Below are 24,137 nucleotides of genomic sequence, written 5' to 3' on the forward strand. Positions count from 1 at the left end.
CAACTATGTTCTTTCAATATTCGAATTATTTAAGGAATAGTCGTTTTGATGTTCATTAAGTTTAGGAGGATGTTTCATATCAGTTCGTTTAAAAGTCGCTTGAACTTGAAGATCATTCCAAGGAGATCGTTGAATTAAACCACGATTTTTATTATAAATAGATGTGACAACTTCATTTATTTCATACACAGGAGAGAGGCAGCAATCAACAGATTCACTGAATACTATCCATTCAGCAAAAGTGCGAGATTGAAACAGATTACACATCTCTTCGTATGCAATGTTTCCCTCTTCTGCTTTTTCAACATGCCAAGCAAGCCACTCCTCTTTATCAATTGCCAAGCAAAAGTTAGCCCAAAATTTTGATTCCAGCGCACCAAGACTGATATATCGACTATCTTTTGTTTTATACAAATGGTATGAGATCACGCTGCCATCTAATCCTGATATGCCGCGACCCTCTGGATACTGTACATGCGTCGTTAATAGCGAAATAACTGCGTCCATAATCGCAAAATCAATAAAGCCACCTTCCCCCGTTTTTTCTCGTTTGAACAGCGCTGCTAAAATCGCTTCCGACGCCGCCATCCCCCCAATTAGATCGGCAAAGGTCAATGAGGGATGAACAGGTTTACCATTCCCATCTTTCATCTGTGAAAGCAAACCGCTTAGTGCCATATAATTTATATCATGACTTCCTAGTTTACTTAGTGGTCCTGATTGTCCATACCCAGTTAGCGAGCAATAAATTAATTCGGGATTTGATTTTTTAAGCTCATTAAACCCGAGACCAAGGCTATCCATTATACCAGGACGAAAACTCTCAACAACTACATCAGCTGATACTAATAAGTCCTTAAGCTGCTCTTTGTCTATTTCATCTTTTAAATCAAAGGATAGGCTTCGTTTATTTCGATTGTTTGCTTGAAAAACGTTTCCATCAGCTAACGTTCTTGCGGGGTCGCCTTCAGGTCGTTCAATTTTAATCACTTCTGCTCCGAAATCGGACAATCTTAAAGTGGCAAACGGTCCTGGAAGGTACTGAGTAAAGTCAAACACTTTAATACCTTGAAGCATCATTGTGACCAACCTCCATCTCTTTTAAATGAGGACGCAAAACTATACGTTGTACTAAACAAACGCTCAATCATCATATGAATATTTATATTATGTTATCTCTTCTTCGACCAAGTTTTTTTAATTGAAGTAATCGTATTCAATAGTTGCTTTCATTTTAGACAAATCATAACAATCCATCAATGTTTTTTTAGATTTAAAATCACGTTATTCTTATTTAAAAATGATACAACGCTAGGATAAGACATCCTAGCGTTGTATCATTTTTAAACAGACTCTTTAAAGATTTTTTTATTTAATTTATGATAATGCTTTTTACCTGTTTTTGATTTGATCAGTTCTCCATCTATTAAAGTAATTGGACATTGCTTGCATGTCTTACACTTACCAAGGCACCCTTTTTGTTTAATATCTAACTCTGGATAAGATGCTTTTAAGTTTTTGTATATTTTTTTCGTTTTAAACTTATTATCTCCACAAAAATAAATTTTTTTCATTTTTTCATTCACCCCAAAAAAAATCTAGTTGTAAATAATAATCATTATCACTATTTCTATATTATCAGAGTTACAGCAATTCGTGAAGTCATAAAAATAAAGAATGTTCAAATAAAAAAATATAGTTGATAATTGATCGTCTATTTATTGCCATCAATCTAAGAAATTCATCGATTGTTTTCCAACTATTGCTTTCATGAAATGAGCAGAAATGGCAATTCTATAATAAGGATGCATTAATATGTGTCTTATCATTTCTAAGGGGGAGATCTCATGTCTAAAAAAGACGGCGGCACAAAACAAAAATCAAAAAAGAAACCGAAGCATAAGACAAGTAGTTCAGCAAATGGTCAAAATGGTTATCATTAAACACAAATAAGGTTAGATCTCTATTGGATCTAACCTTATTTTTAAAACATTTTCATCACAGTCATTAAATTTAATGATTGTGATCATGCCATCCTTTTAATGAATTGGTAATTTCAAATCCTGCTTGCGGGACATAAAAATATTTAATCCAGACACCGTCTAAAAATTCTTCACGAGAATCAAGTAATACATCTATGTCCTTATCTGTTTTGACGATTTCATCATGTTCAGTTGGTGTATCAAGAACGACGTCATAGTGCGCGTGATCACCGTGCATATGTGTAATGATGACGCGGATCATCTTTCCTTGTCCTTCTTCACTTTCTAACATTTGTTTTAAAACCTTCGCTGCATTTTTGTTAATTTTGCAATTCATGTTTGACTTCCTCCTCTTTTCATCACTTAACATATACACCTCTTAATATAGATTGTCCAATAAAATGCTTAAGAAACATACATTTAGTGAGCAACACCAACCACTTTCGTTGTGAGGACGTAAGAGCAAATATCTTTTTTTATTTAGCTTATTGAACCTACTGTCTTTCATATTTCTTAAGACTTACTGGTAAGAATGAAGAGTATTAACATAACTTGCCATCTCATCAATCGTCCATTGCGGAACTAAAATCCCCCCAACAATCGCGATACTTGAAATATCTTTTAACCATTCTATCTTTACGTCTTCTTTTGAACTAACCCGATAAACCGTGTCATTCACGCTTGAACAGACTTCAAATACACTAGTAGATGCCCCGCCTCCATCATCTACGACAAGAACAATGTCAGCTTCTTTTGAAAGTTGACTTGCCTCATCTTGTCTTTTGAAAGAATCTCTACAAACGGTTTCAACTATTTTGATTTCAATTTCATTCTCATTTAATTTAGAAACGACAGCTTTCCATAAAACTGTATTTCCCGTTACAGAACCAACACAGGCCCACTTATTTTCTGCATTAAAATTAATATGATTAATATCTTCCGGTTTTTCAACTGTGACGCATGTTCGACCATATGCTTTTGCAACACTTTGTGCATCCAAGCAATGATGATCATCTTTTCGACCAAAAGCAATTAGATTATATCCCTCTGAAGTTAATTCCTCTAATGTAGAGTTGTATCTTGAAATAAACGGACATTGCAGATCTTCTATATCGACATTTTTAGTCAATAGTTCCTCTTTCACTGGTTTTTCAATACCATGAAAACCAAGTACAACATCGTCCCCGCTTTTGATCATAGACGGATTATCAATAACTGATACATTAACAAGATTAGGATATTCTTCGAAAAGTTCAGAGTCTTCTTTTTCAATTCTTCTTAACGTATCCCATTCACGCGCTTGTGCTGATGTACTTACTCTATGGAAGACGTTAACCTTCTCTCTAGTCTTTGCTATCCGGTTCATTCCATTATATGCTCGTTTAATCCCTACACAAAATCCACTTTTGGCTGTTTTAATTTCCAAAACAAACCCTCCTCTTAATATGACGGTTTAGTGCTTCACCGTATCAATTTTTTTTAAATAACAAACTAATCAAATTCCAGTAAACATGATATTGTGACCATACTATCATTAATACGACTCTAATCCATGAAATCACACTCAGTTAATCATTAACAATAAACTCCCGACACCTTTTAAAGGGGACACATATGCCAGCATCTAATAATTCTTTTGTGTATGCTTCTTTAGGATCATTGAAAAGATTATTAGTTCTTTTCATCTCAATAAGCCTTCCTTGTTGCATAACGCCGACACGATCAGAAATCGAACGTACAATGTCCAAATCATGCGTGATTAAAAGAATGCTAATGCCTATTTCTTTGTTAAGACTCCTTAATAAATGAATGATCTGGTTTTCTGTAATCGCATCTAAGGATGACGTTGCTTCATCTGCTACTAACAATTGCGGTTGTAAGGCTAATGATCTTGCAATCGCCACCCGTTGTTTTTGTCCTCCCGATAATTCACTCGGATGACGTTTCGTTAATGAAATAGGAAGTTTAACTATTTCCATTAGGTTTAATAATTTATTTCTTTTACTTTCCAAAGGAATGCGATTGATAACCAATGGTTCAAAAATTAATTCCTCAACGGTCATCCGAGGATTAAGAGAACGATCTGGATTTTGAAAAATCATTTGAACCTTTCGATGATAGTCAAAAGCTTTTGGTGGATGAAAAATATTGATCTCATTAAAATAGATACTGCCCTTATTAGGTTTCTCGAGCGTCATAATCAGACGAGCCAATGTAGACTTACCAGATCCACTTTCACCAACAAGAGCTATTATTTCACCTTTATTCACTGTAAAGTCAATATGGTTAATTGCCGTAATTGTTTTCCTTCTATGTTTATACAGTTTACTTACTTGGCTCACTTGAAGCATTTGCGCCCTCCTTTTCAATAACCTCTGGTTTCAAGTAATTTTTTTGTATAAAAATGATCAGGATGATTAAAGACTTTCCACACAGGTGCTTGCTCGACAATTTGCCCACCCTTTAACACAGCGACTGTATGTGCTATTTTAGATACTACAGTCATATCATGAGTAATAAATATCATTGAAAGGTCAAATTGCTTTGCTTTTTCTTGAAGCAACTCGATGACCTTTTGTCTCGTTATTGCATCCAATGAACTTGTTGGTTCATCAGCAATTAGTAACTTAGGCTCACAAGCGACCGCCATTGCAATGACAACTCGCGTACACATGCCCCCACTTAATTCGTGAGGATGCATAGTTAAGATGTGAGGAGCCAGTCCAACATCATGCAATAAAGACTTTGTTCTTTCACGTGCAGCTTGTTTATTCATTCCTAGATGATGTATTAACACCTCATCGATTTGTTCACCAATTTTCAGTACAGGATTTAGCGCCTGTTTCGAATCTTGAAAGATAATTGAAATGTCAATCCATCTTTTTTGATTTCGTTTCTTCGTTTCTAGATCCATTAAACTTTCACCTTGAAAATAAATGGCTCCCTTTATCTCAGCATTAGGTACCATACCTAAAATAGCTTTTGCTAATGTTGTCTTACCCGACCCAGACTCACCAATTAAGGTTAGAATCTCTCCCTTATAGAGTGTAAGTGAAATATCATTAAGAGCTGGTTCAAATTGATATTGATTCTTTTGATGAATTCTTTTTTCTAAGTAGCGTACTTGTAGATTTGTAACTTGTAGAAGAACATTTGGGTTATTTTCTTGCTTGGTTATCTCTTTGTATAGCAACTCATTTTTTCGATTAGCTTGTTTTTTAATCCCTCTCCATTGCTTATAAGGCTCACTTTCTCCTTTATATCCAAGAAAAGAAAAACATAATGTCAACAAGATAATACATAGTGTTGGAGGAAGGACCCACCACTGCCAAGCTGAGCTAATGAAAATGCTATCTGATTGAAAAGCATAATGTAGCATCATCCCCCAACTAAGTTCTGTTACATCACCTAAGCCTAAAAAAGAAAGACTAGCTTCGGCAACAATGGCTGACTTTGCTGTTGTAATAAATTTCACGCTCGCCAATGGATGGATATTTGGAAGGATATGCTTATATAAAATATAAAGTTGCTTAGCTCCAAACATTTGTGCAGCCTTTACATACTCTCTTTCTTGCAATGATAATACTTGAGAGCGAATGATTCTTGCATACGCAGGCCATGATAATAAGCTGAGTACCAAAATGACATTCCATAAGTCAGATCCAGAAAAAGCGACGACGATAATGACGATTAATAACTGAGGAATCGTTAAAAGCATGTTGCAAAGACCCATTAAATAAGGATCTAATCGACGGTTATATCCAGAAAGTAAACCGATTACAACACTAATCATCGTACTAATAATCGCAACCACTGCTCCAACTAGGAGAGACGTTCTCGTACTATGAATTAATTGACTGAATAAGTCCTGCCCTAAATCATTTGTTCCTAAAATAAATTCCTCATTAGGAGGAGAAAGCGACGGACCATCATAGGAACTAGGATCATGGGTACTTATGACAGGAGCAAAGATTGCTACAGCAAGAAAAATAAGTAAGCCAATGGTTCCAACATATCTATGCATAGTCCTTCATTTCCTTTCTCCGAATACGAGGATCAAGCATTGGATAGAGCAGATCAGTTAACAAATTAATCAAAACAATAGTCGCTGTAAAGACTAAAAAAAGTCCATGCATCAAAGGATAATCTCTCGTTGTAATTGCGGTGTACATCAAGTTCCCCATTCCAGGATATGAAAATACAGTTTCAACCAGAATTGCACCAGTAAACAAAAAAGCAATCCGCAAGCTAATACTTGTCACAACTGGAAGTAGAGCATTTCTTAACGTGTGATAAAAAAGGATACGCGTCGTTGTAAGCCCTTTAGCTTCCGCTGTAAAAATATAAGGATCTCTTAGAACTGTTAACATAGATCCTCGTATTAATAGATAAATACTAGGAGTGTTGACTAATGTCAAAGTAAGTACTGGCAGCGTCGCATGGTAGAGAATATCTCCTACATTTCTAAGTAATCCAATTATTCCATCACCGTAATCTGCAAAGGCAGTCGCATTCCCACTCAACGGAAACCAATCCCATTGAATGCTAAAAATCAGCAATAATATCGTTGCTAATACAAATGTTGGGATCGCACCTATACTAATAAGGGTTGAGTATAAGACAGAGTCTCCTCTAGTCCCTTGAAACCAAGCAGATATTACTCCAAGAAACATGCCGATGAAAACAGATAGGAGAATCGAAACCCCCACTAAAAGAAAAGTCCATTGCGCGTGGGAAAAAATGATCTCACTGACTGATGTTTTAAAATGAATAGATGTTCCTAAATCTAAGTTGAACACACCAGAAATAAAATGGACGAATTGCATGTAGAGAGGTTGGTCCAATTGGTAATAGGCCAACAATTGTTGTTTCTGCTCTTCACTCATCATAAGCATCATCGAATCTTCTCCGCCACCTTCAAGGTAAGCAGTAGGTCCGCCTGGCATTAGCCTAGGGAGTAAAAAATTAAGCGTGATGATTAGAAAAAACAAGACGAGATGATAGATTAGCTTTCTACTCTTCATTTGGCAAAAACGCCGCCTTGTTTTCCCAAGACGTTATACCATTGGCAATTCCGCCCCAAGTATTGAACCAACCATTAAAATATTCTTCATCATACATCCAATAAAATGGACGATGGTAGATTACGAGAGTTGGAACCTCTTCAGCCAACACATCTTGAAGTTGATCAACGACTTCCTTCCTCTGGTCAAAATCAGCTATCATCAGTTGTTTCTCAGCAAGACTTTTAAATTGTTCATTCTCTAAAACGGATCCACGGGAAGCCTTTGCATTGTATTCTGTACCCATGAACCAACGGCGCAAGAAATCAGGATCTCCACTTACACCAATATGACTCGTAATGGCCATATCATAATTACTTTCACTCATTGAAGCAGTAAAAGTAGCAATATCTACTTTGTGAATATTCACTTTAATCCCTGCCTGTTTCAACATATCTTGAATGAGTTGCGCATCTCGTTCATCTGTTGAGACCATTAAATTAAATTCGAGACTTTCCCCGCCACTCGTTTCTCTGATACCGTCCTGATTACGATCGACATATCCAAGTTTATCTAGCATTTTCATTGCGTTATCTAAATCAAAATCGTATTGCTTTGTATTAGGATTGTACCAAGGTGATCCTGGAGGAATGATTCCAGCACTTCCAACCACACCATTACCCCCTAACACTCTATCGGCAATGGTAGCTCGATCAAGCGCATAAGCAATCGCTTGTCGTAGTTCTTTCTTCCCAAGAAAATCATTCTCCATATTAAATACCACCCGTACAATGCTGCCATGCGGATCACTTTCCATTACTTGAAATCCTACATTTTTCAATTCCTGCATGTCGTGATAATTGTTTGTCCAAATTGCATCAATATCATTATTTTTAAGAGCTAATGCCCTGTTACCAACCATAATATAAGAAATTTCATCTACTTCTGGTTTCCCCTTAAAATAATTTGCGTTGGCTTGAAATAGATACTGGCCTGATTCTTGATTATAGCTTTTCAGAATATAGGGACCCGTTCCGACCACAGCCCCGTCTTCTCGAAACGATTTAGGATCTTCAACATTGGACCAAATATGCTCAGGAATAATAGGAACTATCCCCATCACTTCTTCAACAAATGGAGAATAAGGCTTGTCCAAATGAAAAACAACTGTCGCTTCATCTTTTACTTCAACAGCGTTTATCATACTAATATCTCCCCAAAGAAACGCATGCTGAGATAAATAACGAATTGTAAATTCAACATCGGAAGCAGTTAATGGCTCGCCGTCGTGCCAGTTCACTCCTTCATTAAGATGAACCGTATAGGTTAATCCATCATCAGAAATTTCCCAATTTTTAGCTAACCATGGAACGACACCCTGTTCATTTTTCCAAGTCAAAGTATCATAAAGGTAACTGACTCTTAAAAATCCTGCTGGACCTGATGTATTAAAAGCAAATGGAGAAGGAAAGCCTGCATCTGTCGGCCAACCAAGACGTAAAGTTTTCACCTCATCTTGTTCTTGGTCAACTGCTTGATCTACAGAATCAGCATTCGAATTTACATCTGACACCGTCTGCGAATTACAACCGATAAGTAACGTACTGAATAGTAAGTAAAATAAACTATGAGTTATAAAATTGAATCTTTTTTTCATACACACTCTACTCCTCTCTGCAAAAATAATCTCATTTTCAAAGTGACTAGATATTTTTTAACTATAAATTTTTTCACAAATTACTAAATTATGATTCAGCTTTTCGCATAAAAAAAGGCATTTCTAACGATTCAAATGAAAGAATGTTAGAAATGCCTTAGTATATGAGAATATTCCTCAACACGTATGCCACCTCAACACCTCCCTATCCCCCGTAGGTTAAACAGTGCAATCGAAGTAGGCAGGTCTCCTGGCTTAAGGATCATGATTCATACCCACCTTCCCAACTCGAAAGTTAGTGGTATCTCGGATATGAATTACTCTTTTACAGTGGCGGGACCGCGTCGGACTTTCACCGAACTTCCCTTTTAAGCCTTGATTAATACGATAATCAAGGCACCTACTTGCAACAATATCTAATTAGTCTTTTTAAATATATATGAATAACTAATAAGTGTCAAAAACTTATTTTAAACCACTCATTTGACAAATATTCTACTGAAAAAATTTTTGACTCTATTTAACCCGTACGTTCATCATTCTCTGCAGAGTTTAACAATAAACGCTTATCGTAAATTGGCGTGATGTCTTTCTTTTTCAGTAAATACTGCAAATGTTGAATCGGCATAGAACCATATCCTTTTTCATTACCAAGAGTAAATTGAACAATATTTCCCTTCTGTCCAATAATCGTTAACATTTCTGCCGAATTAAAGTGACTTGTAATCCCTTGAGAAATTTGATAATTCATTCCTTTTTCAATTAACATGATCATTTCTCCTTTTGATAGTCTATCCTAAGTATTCCTAAAAAGAATTTCATACATACATAATTATTACCAATTAAGAGAAAAGAGGTTTCTCTTTAGCTGAATTAATACACTTATTGTAAATGTGAACACATTACACTTTTCTTACTATTTACATAGGTAGGAAAACAAGTGAAGTTAAAAACCATGTTAAGTTTCCTAACATACCCAAAGACATTTATAAATAACAGATGCTAATGTAAGACGTGAGGATAAAATGTAACAAACCAATATCTAAAGAAAACAGAGTATTCATATTGAGAGAAGAGAATATTTACCACAATATTGAACATTTTGAGGAGGAGCATATGTACGCAGATTCATTAACGTTAATAACAAAAAATGCATTAAATCAACTAAAAAGAATGGAAGAAAGTATTCCGAAATATCTGGTCTCTTCTGGATTGGCTGGTGCATATATCGGTTTAGCCGTTGTTCTAGTCATGATCATTGGCGGTCAGTTATCTCAAGCTTCTTCTCCTTATACGAGTCTTTTTATGGGAGCTGCATTTGGCCTTGCCCTTACACTTGTCATATTTGCTGGAGCAGACTTGTTTACAGGTAATAATATGTTCTTTACGGTCAGTACACTAGCTGGTGCAACAAGTATAAAGGACACAATTAAAAATTGGTTTTGGTGTTATACAGGGAATTTTCTTGGAGCCTTTCTTTTTTGCTTAATCATTTTTGGCTCTGGTATTTTTGCAACAATTACCCCTGATCATATATTGATGACAATTGCTAGTACAAAAATGAATTTAAGCTATTCAGAGGCATTTTTTCGGGGCATCCTTTGTAACTGGATCGTCTGTTTAGCGATATGGATGGGCCTTCGAACAAAAAGTGAACCTGTCAAACTGATCATCATTTATGCTTGTTTATTTGCTTTCTTTGTATCTGGATTTGAACATAGTATCGCAAACATGAGTGTGCTAACCCTTTCATTATTGCTACCACACCCTGAAACAATTACAGTTGCAGGATTCGCTCAAAATTTAGTTCCTGTAACACTTGGTAACATTGTAGGTGGGGCTGTATTTGTAGGAATGATTTATACACTTCTCAGTAACAATAATAAACAACACTCTAAAGAAGTGAGAACAATTAAGGCTTCTTAATAGAAAGGTTGTTCATTATATATACATAAGATATAAAAGGAGAGAGACATGATGGAAAGAACTCAAGTTACATCAGAAATTTTAAAGGCGAAAAGAAAGTTAAATTTAACATGGGGAGATATTGCCGAAGCAATTGAACGCTCTGAATCTTGGACAGCTACTGCTCTACTTGGACAAGCTACCCTTTCGACTGAAGAGGCAGAAAAAGTAGGATCTTTATTAGATCTTTCTGAAGAAATCGTTGAGACGTTAACTCTTGTCCCTTATCGAGGTACAACGGTTCAAATGCCTCCTACTGATCCATTAATCTATCGTTTTTATGAAATTTTACTTGTCTACGGACCAGCAATTAAAGAATTAATCCACGAAAAATTTGGCGATGGCATCATGTCCGCCATTGATTATGAAATGGATATTAAAAAATTAGAAGATCCAAAAGGTGATCGAGTGATCGTGACATTAAACGGTAAGTTTCTACCTTATAAAAAATGGTAAGCAATTAGTTGGAAGTAAAACGACCAATCTCGATTATATACTTGTCGAGATTGGTCGTTTGTTTTACATTCTACATATATCTTTTTAATTTTGTCCTGTACTTACTGGTAAAATCACTTCTACAGTTGTCCCTTTATTCTTCTCACTTTTTATCATTATTTTTCCATTATGATTTTCAATAATGCGAAAGCTAACCATTAATCCAAGTCCAGTGCCTTTTTCTTTCGTTGAGTAAAAAGGTTCACCTAAACGCTCCACTCTCTCTTGTTCCATCCCTATTCCATTATCAATAAAATAAATACTAACATGATGGTCATCTTTAGCAGTCACTTTAACGGTAATATTTCCCCCGTTAGGCATCGATTCAATGGCATTTTTAAGAATATTGACAAAGACTTGCTTTAACTGATTTTCTTCACACCATATATTTGGTAGATCAGCATCATACTCAGTATTAATTTGAACGTTATTTAAATGAGCTTGAGCTTCAAATAAATTAATAATCATCTGGCAGATAACTCTCACATCTTTATATTCATTTTTTTCAGCTTGTGGCTTTGATAATACAAGTAATTCTCCAATGATCAGTTTAATTCGATCGATTTCAGATAGCATAATTTCGAAATAATGCTTATCCTCATATTTCGGTTCTAGAAATTGTAAAAAGCCTTGGATGCTTGTTAGCGGATTTCTAATTTCATGTGCTACACCAGCTGCTAATTCTCCAACAGCAGAAAGCTTACTCGATTTTCTAATAATATCCTCTGCCAATTTACGTTCCGTTATATCATTGGACACAGATAGAACATGAACTTCCTTGCCATCAGCTAAAACAAGAGGGATTTTAGTCGTTTGAACCCATATCACATTTCCAGCCTTGTCAAGCAATTTCTCTTCTGCAATGAAGATTCCCTGTGATTTCTCCATTACAAATCGGTCTTCCTCTTCATGCCTAGCAAGCTGTTCAACATCAGAATTAAAATCCGCTTCAGCTTTCCATAACATTTCTTCGACAGACACTCCGTAAAACATTGCAGTGGAACGATTAGCTAATGTATATTGCCCTTGACTATTTTTCGCGAAAATAAAATTAGGACTCGTATCAATCACTTTTCGTAAAAATTCCTTTTGATACACTAAGAGTTTTTCTTTCGCTTCGATTTTTTCATTAGCTTCTTCAATATATTCAGCCATATCATTAAATCGTTTCGATAACAGTCCTATTTCTGTGTGATCAATATGCTTTCGATTAATACGTTCACTATAATTACCTTTTGCTACTTGACCCACAGATTCATATAATTTTCTTAGCGGCTTAATCATTTGTCTCGCATAAAGAGCTGTGAAAATGGTTAAGAAGAAAAATAAAAGCAGTGAAAAAATAAGTAAGGAGTTTTGAAACGACTGAAAATAAACATCCGTATCAGATACGGGTACCTGTGCAATCACACCCCAATCAAGGGCAGGAATGTATTGAAACGAAGCAAGCATGCGAACACCTTGCGTATTAGTTATTTCATCATAGCCAGATTGTTGATTTAATACCATTTGAACAACTTTATTTGTACTAACATCCTCACCAATTCGATCTGGATGAGAAATTAATCTCCCATAGCGATCGATAATAAAAGCATACCCATCTCCAAGTTCAATGTTTTGGATAATCGATTTTATGAGAGGGTTATCTTCTAATCGAATGGTTAAATTGGCTACGCGTGTCACTTCTCCTCGATCGTCAAGAATTGGAATAGCAACCACTAAAATATAACGATTTGTTGTTGCCGATATCACTTCACTAATATAAACCTCTTTTGTTTCAATAGCCGTTTGAACATATTTTCTATCCTGCAAGCTTTGATTTCGCAGGTACTCTAGATCTTCAGGATAATACCCAATTACAATCCCTTTTGAATCTACAATTGTTCCGCTATCAATATACGGAGATAAGTTTATGACTTCTTCCAATTGATTGTTAAGCTGGTCTATATTTTGATCTCTAAAATAATCATTTGATTGTATATAACTGCCAAGTTCTCTTAAATCATTTGTTATATTTTGAATTTGGTCGTTTAACCTTAAAACGGTCTCATCGGTCATTTTTTTGTATTTTTCAGCTGCTATTTCTGGTAACGTAATTTGTGATTTAAAAAAGATTAACCCTAATAAAGTAAGCATGATAAGTAAATTGATAATGAATATTTTCCAAAAAAGTGATGATTTTAACGTTCTCAAAACAGCACATCCTATAAAACATAATTAGATCTTTTCTTTTAATCTCGTCCCATTAACTCTAACATTTGTTTATTTTATCACTTATCATCAATGTCGTTCCACTCAAAGTCAACTCTCCTTGGATGGAATTGATATAATTTTAAATCGATACGATTGTTGTATTACATTTTATCCCATCAGCTAATAACATAGATTTTGAAAAACTTAATGTTCATCATTTTTTATTGTCATTTCTCCTCTTGACTTAACGACTCTATACCACAGAAGATGATATTTTCCAATCATCGAATGTAGAATTCCCACGACCTGCCTAGCCCCTCATGCACTACAAGCTAAAGTAGCAATTTGACCATATGCCATTACTTTTCTTAATAGTATCATTTGAATAATATCAATTACTTTTGATGTAAATGTTCTCATGAATCCTCCGGCAGTATTTATTATTCTATATGATTTTAACGAATTCATACCACGTTCAGTACATGAAATTTTTTTAAGATGTAGTTAAATAGAAAACCGTGACTCCATTTAGCCACGGCTTTAACCATCTTACTATTTTTTTGCTAATTCTATAAGATTCTCTAATTCAGGAACAAATCCTTTGACAGCTTGATCTTCGACTACCGTAACTGGAACTCCCATATAACCAAACTTTTCTACTTCTTGTTGATATACCTCACTCGTCATTACATCTCTAACTTCAAATGGAATTCCTTCACGAGTTAGCATTTGTTTAACCATGTTGCATTCAATACAGTCCTGAGTGGAATAAACAATAACTTGCTTGTTCATTTGTAAGGTGCCCCCCTTATTTTTTGTTCCTTTGTCTAATCATTCTACCATATCACTCTAGTAAAAACTAAAATGAAACACTTCAAGTATTCATTGAGGAAAAACCCCCAGCTGTTGTGATTATACAATAGGCTGGGGGTTTCAACTGATTCGGTCAATTTACATTATGGATACTATCTGTAATAAGTAATAGTCATTTTTTGATAATATTTTATTTTATTTCCTCTGCAGACGTTTGCACTTGAGCTTGATATTGGGGTGGTGCAGTAACTTTGGTAAATAGATTTCCTCCTAATTGTGAAGCATGTCCAAGCAATGCACCTAACACCAAACCAATTACACTACCTGTAAAATCTAATCCCGTTGCAAAAAAAGTAGCACAGCCTATAAACGTTCCAGGAATAAATCCTAAAAATGACAACTTCGCCTGCCAACACATGAACATAGCAAGGACTCCAAGAGAAATTCCTAACCCAATGGCATCCCCTACCGATGGTGAAATAAGACCAGAGAATTGTATAATAAGAAAGCCATAGACGACCCCACTAAAATTACAAAGGAGTGAATCTCTTAAGCCTTTTACTCCTCCTCCAGCAGCGAAGTAACTCGCCCATGCCAAAAATGCTGCAAATGTTACTAATTGTCCAATTATACTTACAGAAGTCCAAATCCCTGCTAATATCCCGACACTTAAACCAATTGCAATAAGAGCTGGCATCACAACACCCCATCATCAAATTTTTAAATCTCCTCATATATAAGAAAGCGCTTACAATATAGATTATGTTAATTATCCCCACCTTTCTAAAGCCACCGCAATAATTGACTTTATTTTTAGAATTATTAAATAAATTATAGAATGGACAAATTTGAATGTATATGTGGATATATCCAAAAAGATAATCATTTTTTGGTTTGATTTTTGTATAAATGATTTTCGAGAGGCAATTGTATATCTAAATATACTAAAAACCTTGATCAGTCTTAAACTAATCAAGGTTAAATACATTCTAAATAGTGTTAAATCTTAAATTTCGATGTCTACTCCAATACTATCGACTCTTCCCACTTCTCTTATGTATGCTGCTACAGCTTGATGTTCTGCATTTGCCACATATGCATCAAGTGCTGCTTTATCTTCGAAACGAACCATTAAAACGACTTGATATTCTTTGCTTTTCTCTGCAAAATTAAGACCCGCCTGAAGATCAACAATTCCAGCAAGATGATTTTTTAATGCTTTAAAACGATCAACGACTTCCTGTAATTGCTTCTGAGTCGTTTCTTCTGAAAATTTAACTAATACTGTGCGATTAATCATGTGAGTGCCTCTTTTCTTTCTCAATTTTTCCACAAAATTTATTTTAACGAACTATTTTATTAGATGCAACAGATTTCATTAACATAACAAGTCAGTTAATTGGATATCTCCACTAACTTATAGTATTATATGGACAGATTTTGATAAGTGTTTATATTAAAAAAACACTTATCAAAAAATCAAATTGACGAGGTGATTGTATAATGAAAGCAGTTGGATTATACAAATATTTACCAATAGAAAATCAAGAAAGTTTAGTTGATTTAGACATTGAAAGACCGACTCCTACTAGTCGAGATATTCTTGTTAAAGTAAAGGCAATTGCTGTGAATCCAGTCGACACAAAAGTACGTAAACCAAAGGAAAAAGTCGAATCAGAACCACAAATTTTAGGATGGGATGTAGCTGGAATCGTCGAAGAAATCGGTCCAGACTGCACTTTATTTCAGCCTGGTGATGAAGTATTTTATGCAGGAAGTATCACTCGTCAAGGTGGTAACAGTGAATTTCATCTTGTCGATGAACGCATCGTTGGTAAAAAACCAGCATCATTAGATTTTGCAGACGCTGCTGCATTACCACTTACCTCGATTACGGCATGGGAATCATTATTCGAGCGTCTCGGAATTAACATTGATGATTCAAATAACCAAAAGAAGAGTATCTTAATTATTGGTGCTGCAGGTGGAGTTGGTTCAATTGCGACACAATTAGCAAAGCTAGCAAACCTAACCGTAATCGGTACTGCTTCAAGACCTGAATCAGTGAAATGGGCAAAAGAGCATGGTGCAGATTTTGTCATTAATCATTTTGAGTCATTCGTTCCCCAATTGAAAGAAATTGGTCACGAGCATGTTGACTACATACTTTGCTTAAATACAACCGAAAAACATTGGAATAACATGGCTGAAGCAATCGCTCCTCAAGGAAAGATTTGTTCAATTGAAGAAACAGACGAGTTAATCGATATAACACTATTAAAAAACAAAAGTGTAACGTTCGTTTGGGAATTAATGTTTACAAGATCAATGTTCCAAACAGATGATATGATAGAACAACATCACTTGTTAAACAAAGTTAGTGAATCAATTGATCAAAAGAGAATCAAAACAACTGTAAGAGAAGTGCTATCTCCAATTAACGCAGAAAACTTGAGAAAAGCTCACGCTACCTTGGAAGCAGGGAGAACGATTGGAAAAATTGTACTAAAAGATTTTTAAATGCTTAAAAACCGTTGAGAAGAATATTCTCAACGGTTTTTTCAACGATAACGTTCCTCTTTAAATGGATTGGCAGTCATTGAGTATCCGAGTTCCTCCCAGAAACCTTCCTCATCCTCTTTCATAAATCGGATTCCCGAAGCCCATTTTGTACCTTTCCATAAATAGAAAGAGGCTGGCGGAATCAAACGTAAAGGATACCCGTGCTTTGGAGTAATATCTTGCCAATCACGTTGTATGTCTTTCCAACGATAAATGAACAAAGCATCGTCTCCAAGTAAAGCTTCTAGTGGTAAATTGGCCGAATAACCGTATCGATCTCCATTATAATAACCGTAGATTTTTACATACTTTACGCCTTCATTAAGTTGTACCAATTCCACTAACTCACGCAAGGCTATACCTTCAAACGTACTACCAAATTTTGACCAGGTTGTTACACAATGCATATCAATTGTTGATATTGTCTTTGGTAATTTCATGATGTCTGAATATGATAGAGTAATTTCCTCCTTTACTTCTCCAAACAATGTAAAATTCCACGTATTTTCATCAAATTCATATATATCGCCTTGATGTAAAATAGGCCAATTCTCCGTTTCAAATTGACCTGGTGGCAGGTGATTCCCCATTTAGCTTCATCCTTTAAATGTATTTTTACAATGAAATCCTTATATAAATCATACCTAATTGTCTACAGTGATGCAAACAACCGCAACTCAAATGGAACCATGATGCCTTTATTGCACCATGGTTCTTAACAATTATAAATTAAACTTTCTCACTGTAGCTTGTAATTCTTCTGCCATTCTTGAAAGTGTTTCAGCAGATGCAGATATTTCTTCCATTGTAGCCATTTGTTCCTCAGCTGAAGCAGCTACATTTTGTGAATATGCAGATGCATTTTCAGCAATCGTTGAAGCTTCATCAATCGATTGAACCATCGTAACTGTACTTAACGATATTTGTTTGATTGAGGTCGACACTTCCTCAATTTGTTTGAGAATATCACTGATCGACTCTGAAATAGCAGTAAACTCTGAACCAGCCTCAGTTGCATATACAAGACCTTCTTTTACGCTCTCGTTACCTTCACTCATTGCTGTAACCGAGCGCTGAATATCTTGTTGAATGTCATGAATAAGTTGACTAATTTTACTTGCAGAGTCATTTGATTCAACAGCTAATTTACGTACCTCATCCGCTACAACTGCGAAGCCTTTTCCGTGCTCTCCAGCTCTTGCAGCTTCAATTGCCGCATTTAACGATAGTAAATTCGTTTGATCAGAAACTGCCGTAATCAGAGAAATAATATTGCCAATTTCTTTTGATTTTCCTTCTAAACTCATAATCACATTTGAAATCTGATCTGTTTTATTGTTTATTTCATTCATTTGGCTTACAGTTTTGTCGATGACAACTAAACCATTTTTAGATTTTTGTTGTGTCAACGTTGTTGATTCTGTAACCGACTGCACATTCTTTGCAATTTGGTCCATACCTTTTGAAATATTACTAGCAATCTCATTTGCGGTATTTGTACTTTCAACTTGCTTCTCAGCCCCACTAGCAACTGATTGAATCGATTCTGTAATCTGATCAGCGGCTCTTACAGATTCACTAGCACCCGCATTTAATTGTTCGGATGATGCCGCAACCTGATCTGAGCTTATTGCAATATTACTAAGAATTTCTTTTAAATTATCGGTCATTTGATTAAACGATTGATTTAAATCACGAATCTCGTCTTTACTTTTTACATTAACTCGCTCGGCAGCGAGATTACCAGAAGCGACCTCTCTTGCTAATGCACTCATTTTCATAATCGGTCTTGAAATTGTATTCGATACTACTATTCCACCAGCAATCGCAATGACAAAAGCTAATACACTGACAATCATAACAACTCTTAATGCAGCTTCTGACGTTTGAATAGTAGTTGCCTCATTTTCTTCAAGTATGTCCTCAAGCCAATCTTTTAATTGACTCGAAGCATCACGCATATCTCGACTTATCGGAACAATATTTTGATTCGTCATTAAAATAGCTTGTTCCTTATCAGTCGGAACAAGAGTAATAACTCGTTCTACTTCATTGATAAAAGATTCATTTAAAACGGTTACATCATCAAACCGCGTAATCGTTTCTTGTAACGTTGCTAACCCTTTAGCTTCTTCAATTAATCGTTGAATCTCGCTATTATTAAAGCGTAAATCATGAAGAAACGTTTCATTCTCGTACAATAAATAACCTCTCAGATCACTTGTTTGCCTTCCAATTAATGAATCGATCTCTTGATTAATCGATCTTAATTCTGATACGGTATCTAACAAATATGTATAAGATTCCTGAGTACTTTTTAAATTCGCAAATGAGATAAAACTCGCTATCCCAAAAATAAATGCAGTTAGTAAAAAGCTTCCTATCAATTTTTTTCTTATTGTCAGTCTCATCCTTTAACGTTTCCTCCATTTCATAATCTAGATGTCGGCATACTTTTGTACTATATAGCAAATTCCGACAAATCTCAAGTTATACTTTTCTTACTCTATTACTTAAGTTGTAATTAGTTATAATTGTTATTTATTTGGTTCCGCCCATATAAAAAAACAGCTCAATAATTTGAGCTGCTATCATCATTTAATTGGTATTTTTACTTTTTAAATACCAAACAAAGACCAATATCGCACATAAGATTAACATGAATAAGCCAATGAATATATTTCTATACATTATCTCTGGAATCATCCCTTTTTGCATCGTTAATAAAATCCCTGTCAACGTGACTCCAAGTGCCCCACCAAAAAATTGAATTAATTGAGCCATCCCCATTCCTGTTCCAATTTCATCAGTTACTAAAATTCTCGTCACTTCATTTGATACACTAGCATTTATACAGGAAAATCCGATACTCATAAACACATAAATAAAAAGAATTGAATACGTGAAAATCGTTGATGTAAATGCAAATAATAATGTCGCAATGACAAGAAATGACTGTCCAAAAATGATTAAAGGTATATTACCGTAGCGATCAATGAAACTCCCAATAAACTGAGCTGTAATCGCTGATACTATAGCTCCAGGAAAGATTAGCATTCCCACCTCTGCTGGCTCTTTATGAAAAACAACTGACAAGATGATGGGCATTAAAAATAATGTTGCGAAATGAATCAAAAATGCTATAAATCCAATGAAAATCAATTTCATATATTGCTTATTTTTAAGAAGTTTTGGTTGAATAAAAGGGGCATCTATTTTATGAAAATGATTCCACGAAAGTACAATAAAAACGATACTACATATTAGAATTAGATAAGAAAAAGTTGATAGAAACAACAAAAGTCCTGTTACACTTAAACCAGTAAGGACTCCCCCAATAATATCAAACTTTCCTTTTTCAGTTTCTTCTTTGGGTAGAAGCTTTTGAAACAACGGTATGAATAAAACCACAAAACCCGTAACGACGAAAAGAAAATTCCAACCTAAATATTGTGTAATTAACCCGCCTATCACTGGGCCTAACCCAAACCCTAAAGACGCAGCTGAGGAAATAAAAGCCATTGCTTTCCCCCTTCTAGCTTGAGGAATATAACGCCCTGCTAGAACCATTGCAAGGCCTGGGACTGCGCCTGCACCAGCAGCTTGAAAAATACGAGCTCCTAGTAAAACATAAAAATCATTTGCAAGAAAACCTATGACTGAGGCTACTCCAAGTATGAATAAACCAATGATAAGAAGCTTTGAAATAGGAATAAAGTCAGATAGTCGACTAAATGTTAATGTCGCAATGGCAAAAACGATGGAATAACCTGAAACAATCCAAGATGCTGTTGAAGACGTTAATGAAAGGTCCGTCAGAATGCTAGGCAGTGCTATATTAAACATTGTCGTATTCATGACAACTAACCAAACTGTAAAACTCCAAATAAGAATGATTTTGTTTTCTTGAAATTTTTCTGTATCACTGTTTTTGGAAGCCTCTATAGAAATGGATGACATATGACCCCACCTAATTTTTAAAATGGTTAATTTTTGAATCTTTCACTTTATCATAATCCTTAATCTGTCTTATGAAAAGAAAAAAACTTCGCTATCCGAAGTTTTTTATCATCTATAGGTTTCATATAAAAAATTGCTTACCTTTCTTTAAACATTAATAAAAGCGTAGCCTATCACAGCTACGCTAAATTTAATAACTTATTCTATAACAAACTCAAAGTTTGCAATGAGTTTAACGTCTTTCCCTACCAACACACCGCCTGTTTCAAGAGCAGCATTCCATGTTAAGCCATATGCTTCACGGTTAATTTTCCCTTCTACATCAAAGCCCGCTACTGTACTTCCATCCATAGGATTCTTAGAAGTTCCGTTATATTCTACGGTAAAGACTTCCGTTTTAGTTACATCTTTAATTGTGACCTCTGCAGTCATTTCATATTCTTCATCAGAAACTTTTTTAATAGAAGCACTTTCGATTTTAATGTTTGGATAGCTCTCTACATCAAAGAAATCTGCCGAACGCAAGTGACCATCACGATCTTCATTGTTTGTATCGATAGACGCTGCATCCACTATTATATTCACTTTAAGTCCTTCTAAATTATTAATATCTCCATTAACATCTACATCAAAATCTTTAAACTCACCTTTCGTTTTTGAAACCATCATGTGTTTAACTTGAAATGTTACTCCGCTGTGTACTTTGTCTAATTTAAAAATTGTCATCTTTCATCTACCTCCAGAATAGTTTTGTAGTTTTGTATATATTTTGGTACAGAAAACTCATACAATTTTCACTAATTAAGTTAAATTAACTTTATAATATTTATTAAATTACGTCAAGTATTAAACTTATCTTTTGTAAGTGTATTTTTTATTTAATTATTTTATATCGAAATGACCGAAAGCTAATTTCGCATAAAAACTTAAAATATCTCTCCCCTTTTATTCAACATTTTCTCCCAGAATCCCTCTTTGTTCTTTATCTTTACTTAAAGTTAATCATTACTAAAATGTAGACGTCATGCTGTTAGTACTTACTACACTTTTTCACATATTGCATCCAAATGTACAATCGGACAGTCTATATCAGTTGTTTCATCCATTAAAGGAGACTCTTTATATTTGCATAGCTATCAACTCTCTACCTTTTTTGATATAGAACAGATGAAGTCAAATTCATAAAAAAATTTTTAAAAATTTAATAATTTTTATAAAACAGGGTTGTTTTTATTCATCTGTTATAATACAATACAGTTAATAAAACATTTGGAGGGATAAACAATGACACCTACACCAGAATATTTCAGAAAGTTAGATCCGAAAATTTGTACAGATTGCGGCAATAAAATTGATGAAATGCACGAATCATATATTAACCAATGTGACAAGTGCTTGAGGCATACTGATCACATATAAAGATTGAATACTGTTTTATAACAGAATTCAAAAGAATTAATAAAATAGATATAATGAAACGGGCATAGGCCGACTCTTTTATCAGAATACTTCAAAGAGTCGGCCTTTTTGTGTTATTCTTATACTATTAAAGAAGAAAGGATGATTTTAATGACAATACATACAGCAGATATTTGTGATGATCATTTTGACAAAATAAAAGTGGCAGACTCGATTTTTTCTCAATACGGGAAAAAGAAAGCGTTTCATGGACCGATTTATACAGTAAAGGTATTCGAAGACAATGTTCTTGTAAAAAAAGCTTTAGAAACGATTCCCGAAGGTAGTGTATTAGTTGTCGATGGAGGCGGTTCACGCAAACGTGCGCTCATGGGGGACAATCTTGTTGATATTGCCGTGAAACGAAAGCTAGCTGGCATTGTTATTTACGGTTGCATAAGAGATAGTTCGCAAGTAAATGAAATGGAAATGGGCATTTTTGCTCTCGGAACAAACCCACTTAAAAGCATCAAACAAGGAAAAGGCCAAGAGAACATTCCTGTTCAATTTGCTGGAGTAAGTTTTGAACCAGGGTCTTATCTTTATGCAGATGAAGATGGTATCTTAATTTCAGAAAATCAACTTTATTAACTTTAGTTGAAGCAGCCGATTAGACATAAAGATTGATCTGGATATATAATTTAAAAAAGAAAGAAGTCGTTATATATTTAGGAGGCAATAATGACACTTAAAATTAAAGTATATTCAGATTATGTTTGACCATTTTGTTTCTTAGCGGAGTTTCCGCTTAACGAAGCCATTAAAGGAAAAGATGTAGAAATTGAATGGATGCCATTCGAATTACGCCCTTATCCGAATGAAACATTGAAACCTGAAGGTGATTACCTTCAAAATGCTTGGAAGCAATCGATTTACCCAATGGCTGAACGAATGGGCATTAAAATCGTTCTTCCAAAAGTATCTCCTCAACCGTATACTCATTTAGCATTTGAAGGGTTTCAGTATGCTAAAGAGCACGGTAAAGGTAATGAGTACAACCATCGTATTCTGAGTGCCTTTTTTCAAGAGGAACAGGATATCGGAGACATTGATGTCTTAACATCATTAGCTACTGAAGTCGGTTTGAATAAACAAGAATACCGAGAAGCTTTAGTAACTCGAAAATACAAAGAAGCTCATCAAAAAGCACTCGATCATTCCTATCAAGAAGCAAACATCACTGCCGTTCCGACTTTTATAATAGGTGAAACAAAAGTTGCAGGAATGCGCTCTAAGGAAAGCTTGGAAAAAATCATCAAAGACGAGACACAAAAGCAAAAACCAATTGAATCAATGGATGGCATGTCTTGTGGAATTGACGGTTGTTAATTCACTTCAGTTTGATTAATAAAAGGAACAGGATTAAATGAATGTTGATCCTGTTCCTTTTTTAATTCGATCGCTTGTTTACATTTAATTTCTTGTTTTTTCATTTACATAAGCATAGATAATATCTTTTAATATTATTCGATGACCTTTTAGTTCATTCATCAACCATCCTTCTGACTTGTCTAGTAGCACAGGGTTTTAATATTGAATTTTCCCATTAATGATGACAGAGATAGGCAAACCTTCATCACCAATTGAATCGTCCATATGCTCGACTGTTACAGGCGTATTTTCGACTTTCGGAATGATACTTACTTCTCCGATTAATTCAAGCAAAGCATAATCTACACCTGATATTTTGAATACCCTTTACTTTTTAAGATCGAAAGCAATTACAAAACTGATAATTTCGACTCTTCTTAATAATCTTCATGTATCGTTCCATTTTTAATTAGCAGTGTTGGCTCCCCTAAAAAGAAATGGTCGCCCCAGTGATTCAATGTTAAATATGCAAATAAAATATACAGGCCAACAAGAATAGCAAGGGCATATAAAGTAGGAACATATTCAGTACTGATTAATGGTTCTGAAGCAATTCCAACAATAATAATTGCGACTAAATTATATGGGGTCATTTGAATAATTGTTGATTTTCCCATTAAACTTATAATGGCAATTGTCATTAAATAGATCGTTAATATTTTTACAATTAAACTCATC

General features: G+C 34.8%; 25 protein-coding genes and 1 riboswitch. Of the genes, 6 read left to right on the forward strand and 19 right to left on the reverse strand.

All coding sequences use genetic code 11. From position 1 onward, the window contains the following. Window positions 1–3 precede the first annotated feature (3 nt). The 9 genes from IQ10_RS03830 to IQ10_RS03870 all read right to left on the reverse strand — a co-directional run bounded on the left by IQ10_RS03830 (window position 4) and on the right by IQ10_RS03870 (window position 9,411). The gene (locus IQ10_RS03830; RefSeq protein WP_144449160.1) at window positions 4–1,080 is read right to left on the reverse strand and encodes a CaiB/BaiF CoA transferase family protein; all 1,077 of its coding nucleotides are present in this window, start codon (window positions 1,078–1,080) and stop codon (window positions 4–6) included. A 263-nt stretch (window positions 1,081–1,343) separates the two neighbouring features. Beyond that, window positions 1,344–1,574: a DUF1450 domain-containing protein gene (locus tag IQ10_RS03835; protein WP_144449161.1), complete on the reverse strand. Its 231-nt coding sequence runs from the start codon at window positions 1,572–1,574 to the stop codon at window positions 1,344–1,346. Window positions 1,575–2,013: 439 nt separating this feature from the next. Beyond that, the gene (locus tag IQ10_RS03840; protein ID WP_144449162.1) at window positions 2,014–2,319 is read right to left on the reverse strand and encodes an MBL fold metallo-hydrolase; all 306 of its coding nucleotides are present in this window, start codon (window positions 2,317–2,319) and stop codon (window positions 2,014–2,016) included. Between the two features lie 183 nt (window positions 2,320–2,502). Continuing rightward, window positions 2,503–3,408 (reverse strand): hypothetical protein, encoded by a 906-nt coding sequence (locus IQ10_RS03845; RefSeq protein ID WP_144449163.1) that lies wholly within the window; start codon window positions 3,406–3,408, stop codon window positions 2,503–2,505. 142 nt (window positions 3,409–3,550) lie between these two features. Further along, window positions 3,551–4,333, reverse strand: coding sequence for an ABC transporter ATP-binding protein (locus tag IQ10_RS03850; RefSeq protein ID WP_144449164.1), 783 nt, complete (start codon window positions 4,331–4,333; stop codon window positions 3,551–3,553). Between the two features lie 14 nt (window positions 4,334–4,347). Further along, window positions 4,348–6,006: a dipeptide/oligopeptide/nickel ABC transporter permease/ATP-binding protein gene (locus IQ10_RS03855; protein WP_144449165.1), complete on the reverse strand. Its 1,659-nt coding sequence runs from the start codon at window positions 6,004–6,006 to the stop codon at window positions 4,348–4,350. After that, window positions 5,999–7,006 (reverse strand): ABC transporter permease, encoded by a 1,008-nt coding sequence (locus IQ10_RS03860; protein WP_144449166.1) that lies wholly within the window; start codon window positions 7,004–7,006, stop codon window positions 5,999–6,001. Before IQ10_RS03860 ends, IQ10_RS03855 begins: the two co-directional genes overlap by 8 nt. Further along, a complete protein-coding gene (locus IQ10_RS03865; RefSeq protein ID WP_144449167.1) occupies window positions 6,996–8,642 on the reverse strand; it encodes an ABC transporter substrate-binding protein in 1,647 nt (548 codons plus the stop codon). Before IQ10_RS03865 ends, IQ10_RS03860 begins: the two co-directional genes overlap by 11 nt. 223 nt (window positions 8,643–8,865) lie before the next feature. Continuing rightward, window positions 8,866–9,061, reverse strand: a riboswitch (cobalamin riboswitch). Between the two features lie 101 nt (window positions 9,062–9,162). Beyond that, a complete protein-coding gene (locus IQ10_RS03870) occupies window positions 9,163–9,411 on the reverse strand; it encodes a hypothetical protein (protein ID WP_144449168.1) in 249 nt (82 codons plus the stop codon). A gap of 347 nt (window positions 9,412–9,758) precedes the next feature. On the opposite strand from IQ10_RS03870, the gene IQ10_RS03875 reads away from it, so the two are divergent. Both IQ10_RS03875 and cynS read left to right on the forward strand, forming a co-directional pair. Beyond that, window positions 9,759–10,568, forward strand: coding sequence for a formate/nitrite transporter family protein (locus tag IQ10_RS03875; RefSeq protein WP_144449169.1), 810 nt, complete (start codon window positions 9,759–9,761; stop codon window positions 10,566–10,568). Window positions 10,569–10,619: 51 nt separating this feature from the next. Then, window positions 10,620–11,063, forward strand: coding sequence for a cyanase (gene cynS / locus IQ10_RS03880; RefSeq protein ID WP_144449170.1), 444 nt, complete (start codon window positions 10,620–10,622; stop codon window positions 11,061–11,063). An 84-nt stretch (window positions 11,064–11,147) separates the two neighbouring features. Here cynS and IQ10_RS03885 read toward each other — a convergent pair whose 3' ends face one another. From IQ10_RS03885 to IQ10_RS03905, 4 genes are all read right to left on the reverse strand, one after another. Next, window positions 11,148–13,295, reverse strand: coding sequence for an ATP-binding protein (locus tag IQ10_RS03885; RefSeq protein ID WP_144449171.1), 2,148 nt, complete (start codon window positions 13,293–13,295; stop codon window positions 11,148–11,150). 552 nt (window positions 13,296–13,847) lie between these two features. After that, entirely contained in the window at window positions 13,848–14,087 is a 240-nt protein-coding gene (locus IQ10_RS03895; protein ID WP_144449172.1) for a glutaredoxin family protein, read from the reverse strand. A 211-nt stretch (window positions 14,088–14,298) separates the two neighbouring features. Then, window positions 14,299–14,805, reverse strand: coding sequence for a DUF1097 domain-containing protein (locus IQ10_RS03900; protein ID WP_144449173.1), 507 nt, complete (start codon window positions 14,803–14,805; stop codon window positions 14,299–14,301). A 309-nt stretch (window positions 14,806–15,114) separates the two neighbouring features. Next, the gene (locus tag IQ10_RS03905) at window positions 15,115–15,408 is read right to left on the reverse strand and encodes a Dabb family protein (RefSeq protein WP_144449174.1); all 294 of its coding nucleotides are present in this window, start codon (window positions 15,406–15,408) and stop codon (window positions 15,115–15,117) included. Between the two features lie 203 nt (window positions 15,409–15,611). Here IQ10_RS03905 and IQ10_RS03910 point away from each other — a divergent pair, with 203 nt between their 5' ends. Further along, the gene (locus IQ10_RS03910; protein ID WP_144449175.1) at window positions 15,612–16,628 is read left to right on the forward strand and encodes a zinc-binding alcohol dehydrogenase family protein; all 1,017 of its coding nucleotides are present in this window, start codon (window positions 15,612–15,614) and stop codon (window positions 16,626–16,628) included. A 41-nt stretch (window positions 16,629–16,669) separates the two neighbouring features. On the opposite strand, the gene IQ10_RS03915 is transcribed toward IQ10_RS03910, so the two are convergent. The 4 genes from IQ10_RS03915 to IQ10_RS03930 all read right to left on the reverse strand — a co-directional run bounded on the left by IQ10_RS03915 (window position 16,670) and on the right by IQ10_RS03930 (window position 21,356). Then, a complete protein-coding gene (locus IQ10_RS03915; protein WP_144449176.1) occupies window positions 16,670–17,260 on the reverse strand; it encodes a molybdopterin-dependent oxidoreductase in 591 nt (196 codons plus the stop codon). Between the two features lie 132 nt (window positions 17,261–17,392). After that, on the reverse strand, window positions 17,393–19,081 hold the full coding sequence (locus IQ10_RS03920) for a methyl-accepting chemotaxis protein (protein ID WP_144449177.1): 1,689 nt from the start codon (window positions 19,079–19,081) through the stop codon (window positions 17,393–17,395). 187 nt (window positions 19,082–19,268) lie between these two features. Further along, window positions 19,269–20,630 carry an MFS transporter gene (locus IQ10_RS03925; protein WP_144449178.1) on the reverse strand — a complete coding sequence of 454 codons (1,362 nt, stop codon included), beginning with the start codon at window positions 20,628–20,630 and terminating at the stop codon, window positions 19,269–19,271. Between the two features lie 198 nt (window positions 20,631–20,828). Beyond that, window positions 20,829–21,356, reverse strand: coding sequence for a YceI family protein (locus IQ10_RS03930; RefSeq protein ID WP_144449179.1), 528 nt, complete (start codon window positions 21,354–21,356; stop codon window positions 20,829–20,831). Window positions 21,357–21,914: 558 nt separating this feature from the next. Between IQ10_RS03930 and yhfH the strand changes: the two genes are divergently transcribed. From yhfH to IQ10_RS03945, 3 genes are all read left to right on the forward strand, one after another. Continuing rightward, complete coding sequence (gene yhfH, locus IQ10_RS03935; protein WP_144449180.1) at window positions 21,915–22,049, forward strand: protein YhfH; 135 nt, start codon at window positions 21,915–21,917, stop codon at window positions 22,047–22,049. Between the two features lie 150 nt (window positions 22,050–22,199). Next, a complete protein-coding gene (rraA, locus tag IQ10_RS03940) occupies window positions 22,200–22,679 on the forward strand; it encodes a ribonuclease E activity regulator RraA (protein WP_144449181.1) in 480 nt (159 codons plus the stop codon). Between the two features lie 90 nt (window positions 22,680–22,769). Then, entirely contained in the window at window positions 22,770–23,417 is a 648-nt protein-coding gene (locus IQ10_RS03945) for a DsbA family oxidoreductase (RefSeq protein WP_144449182.1), read from the forward strand. A gap of 198 nt (window positions 23,418–23,615) precedes the next feature. Here the strand turns inward: IQ10_RS03945 and IQ10_RS18315 are convergent, their stop codons facing one another. Together IQ10_RS18315 and IQ10_RS18320 are read right to left on the reverse strand one after the other, a co-directional pair. Further along, window positions 23,616–23,753: a DUF421 domain-containing protein gene (locus IQ10_RS18315; RefSeq protein WP_242009721.1), complete on the reverse strand. Its 138-nt coding sequence runs from the start codon at window positions 23,751–23,753 to the stop codon at window positions 23,616–23,618. Window positions 23,754–23,836: 83 nt separating this feature from the next. Continuing rightward, the gene (locus IQ10_RS18320) at window positions 23,837–24,136 is read right to left on the reverse strand and encodes a DUF421 domain-containing protein (RefSeq protein ID WP_242009722.1); all 300 of its coding nucleotides are present in this window, start codon (window positions 24,134–24,136) and stop codon (window positions 23,837–23,839) included. Window position 24,137 lies beyond the last annotated feature (1 nt).

Source organism: Halalkalibacter nanhaiisediminis, assembly GCF_007830185.1.
In the GTDB taxonomy this organism is placed as follows: Bacteria; Bacillota; Bacilli; order Bacillales; family Bacillaceae_D; genus Halalkalibacter; species Halalkalibacter nanhaiisediminis.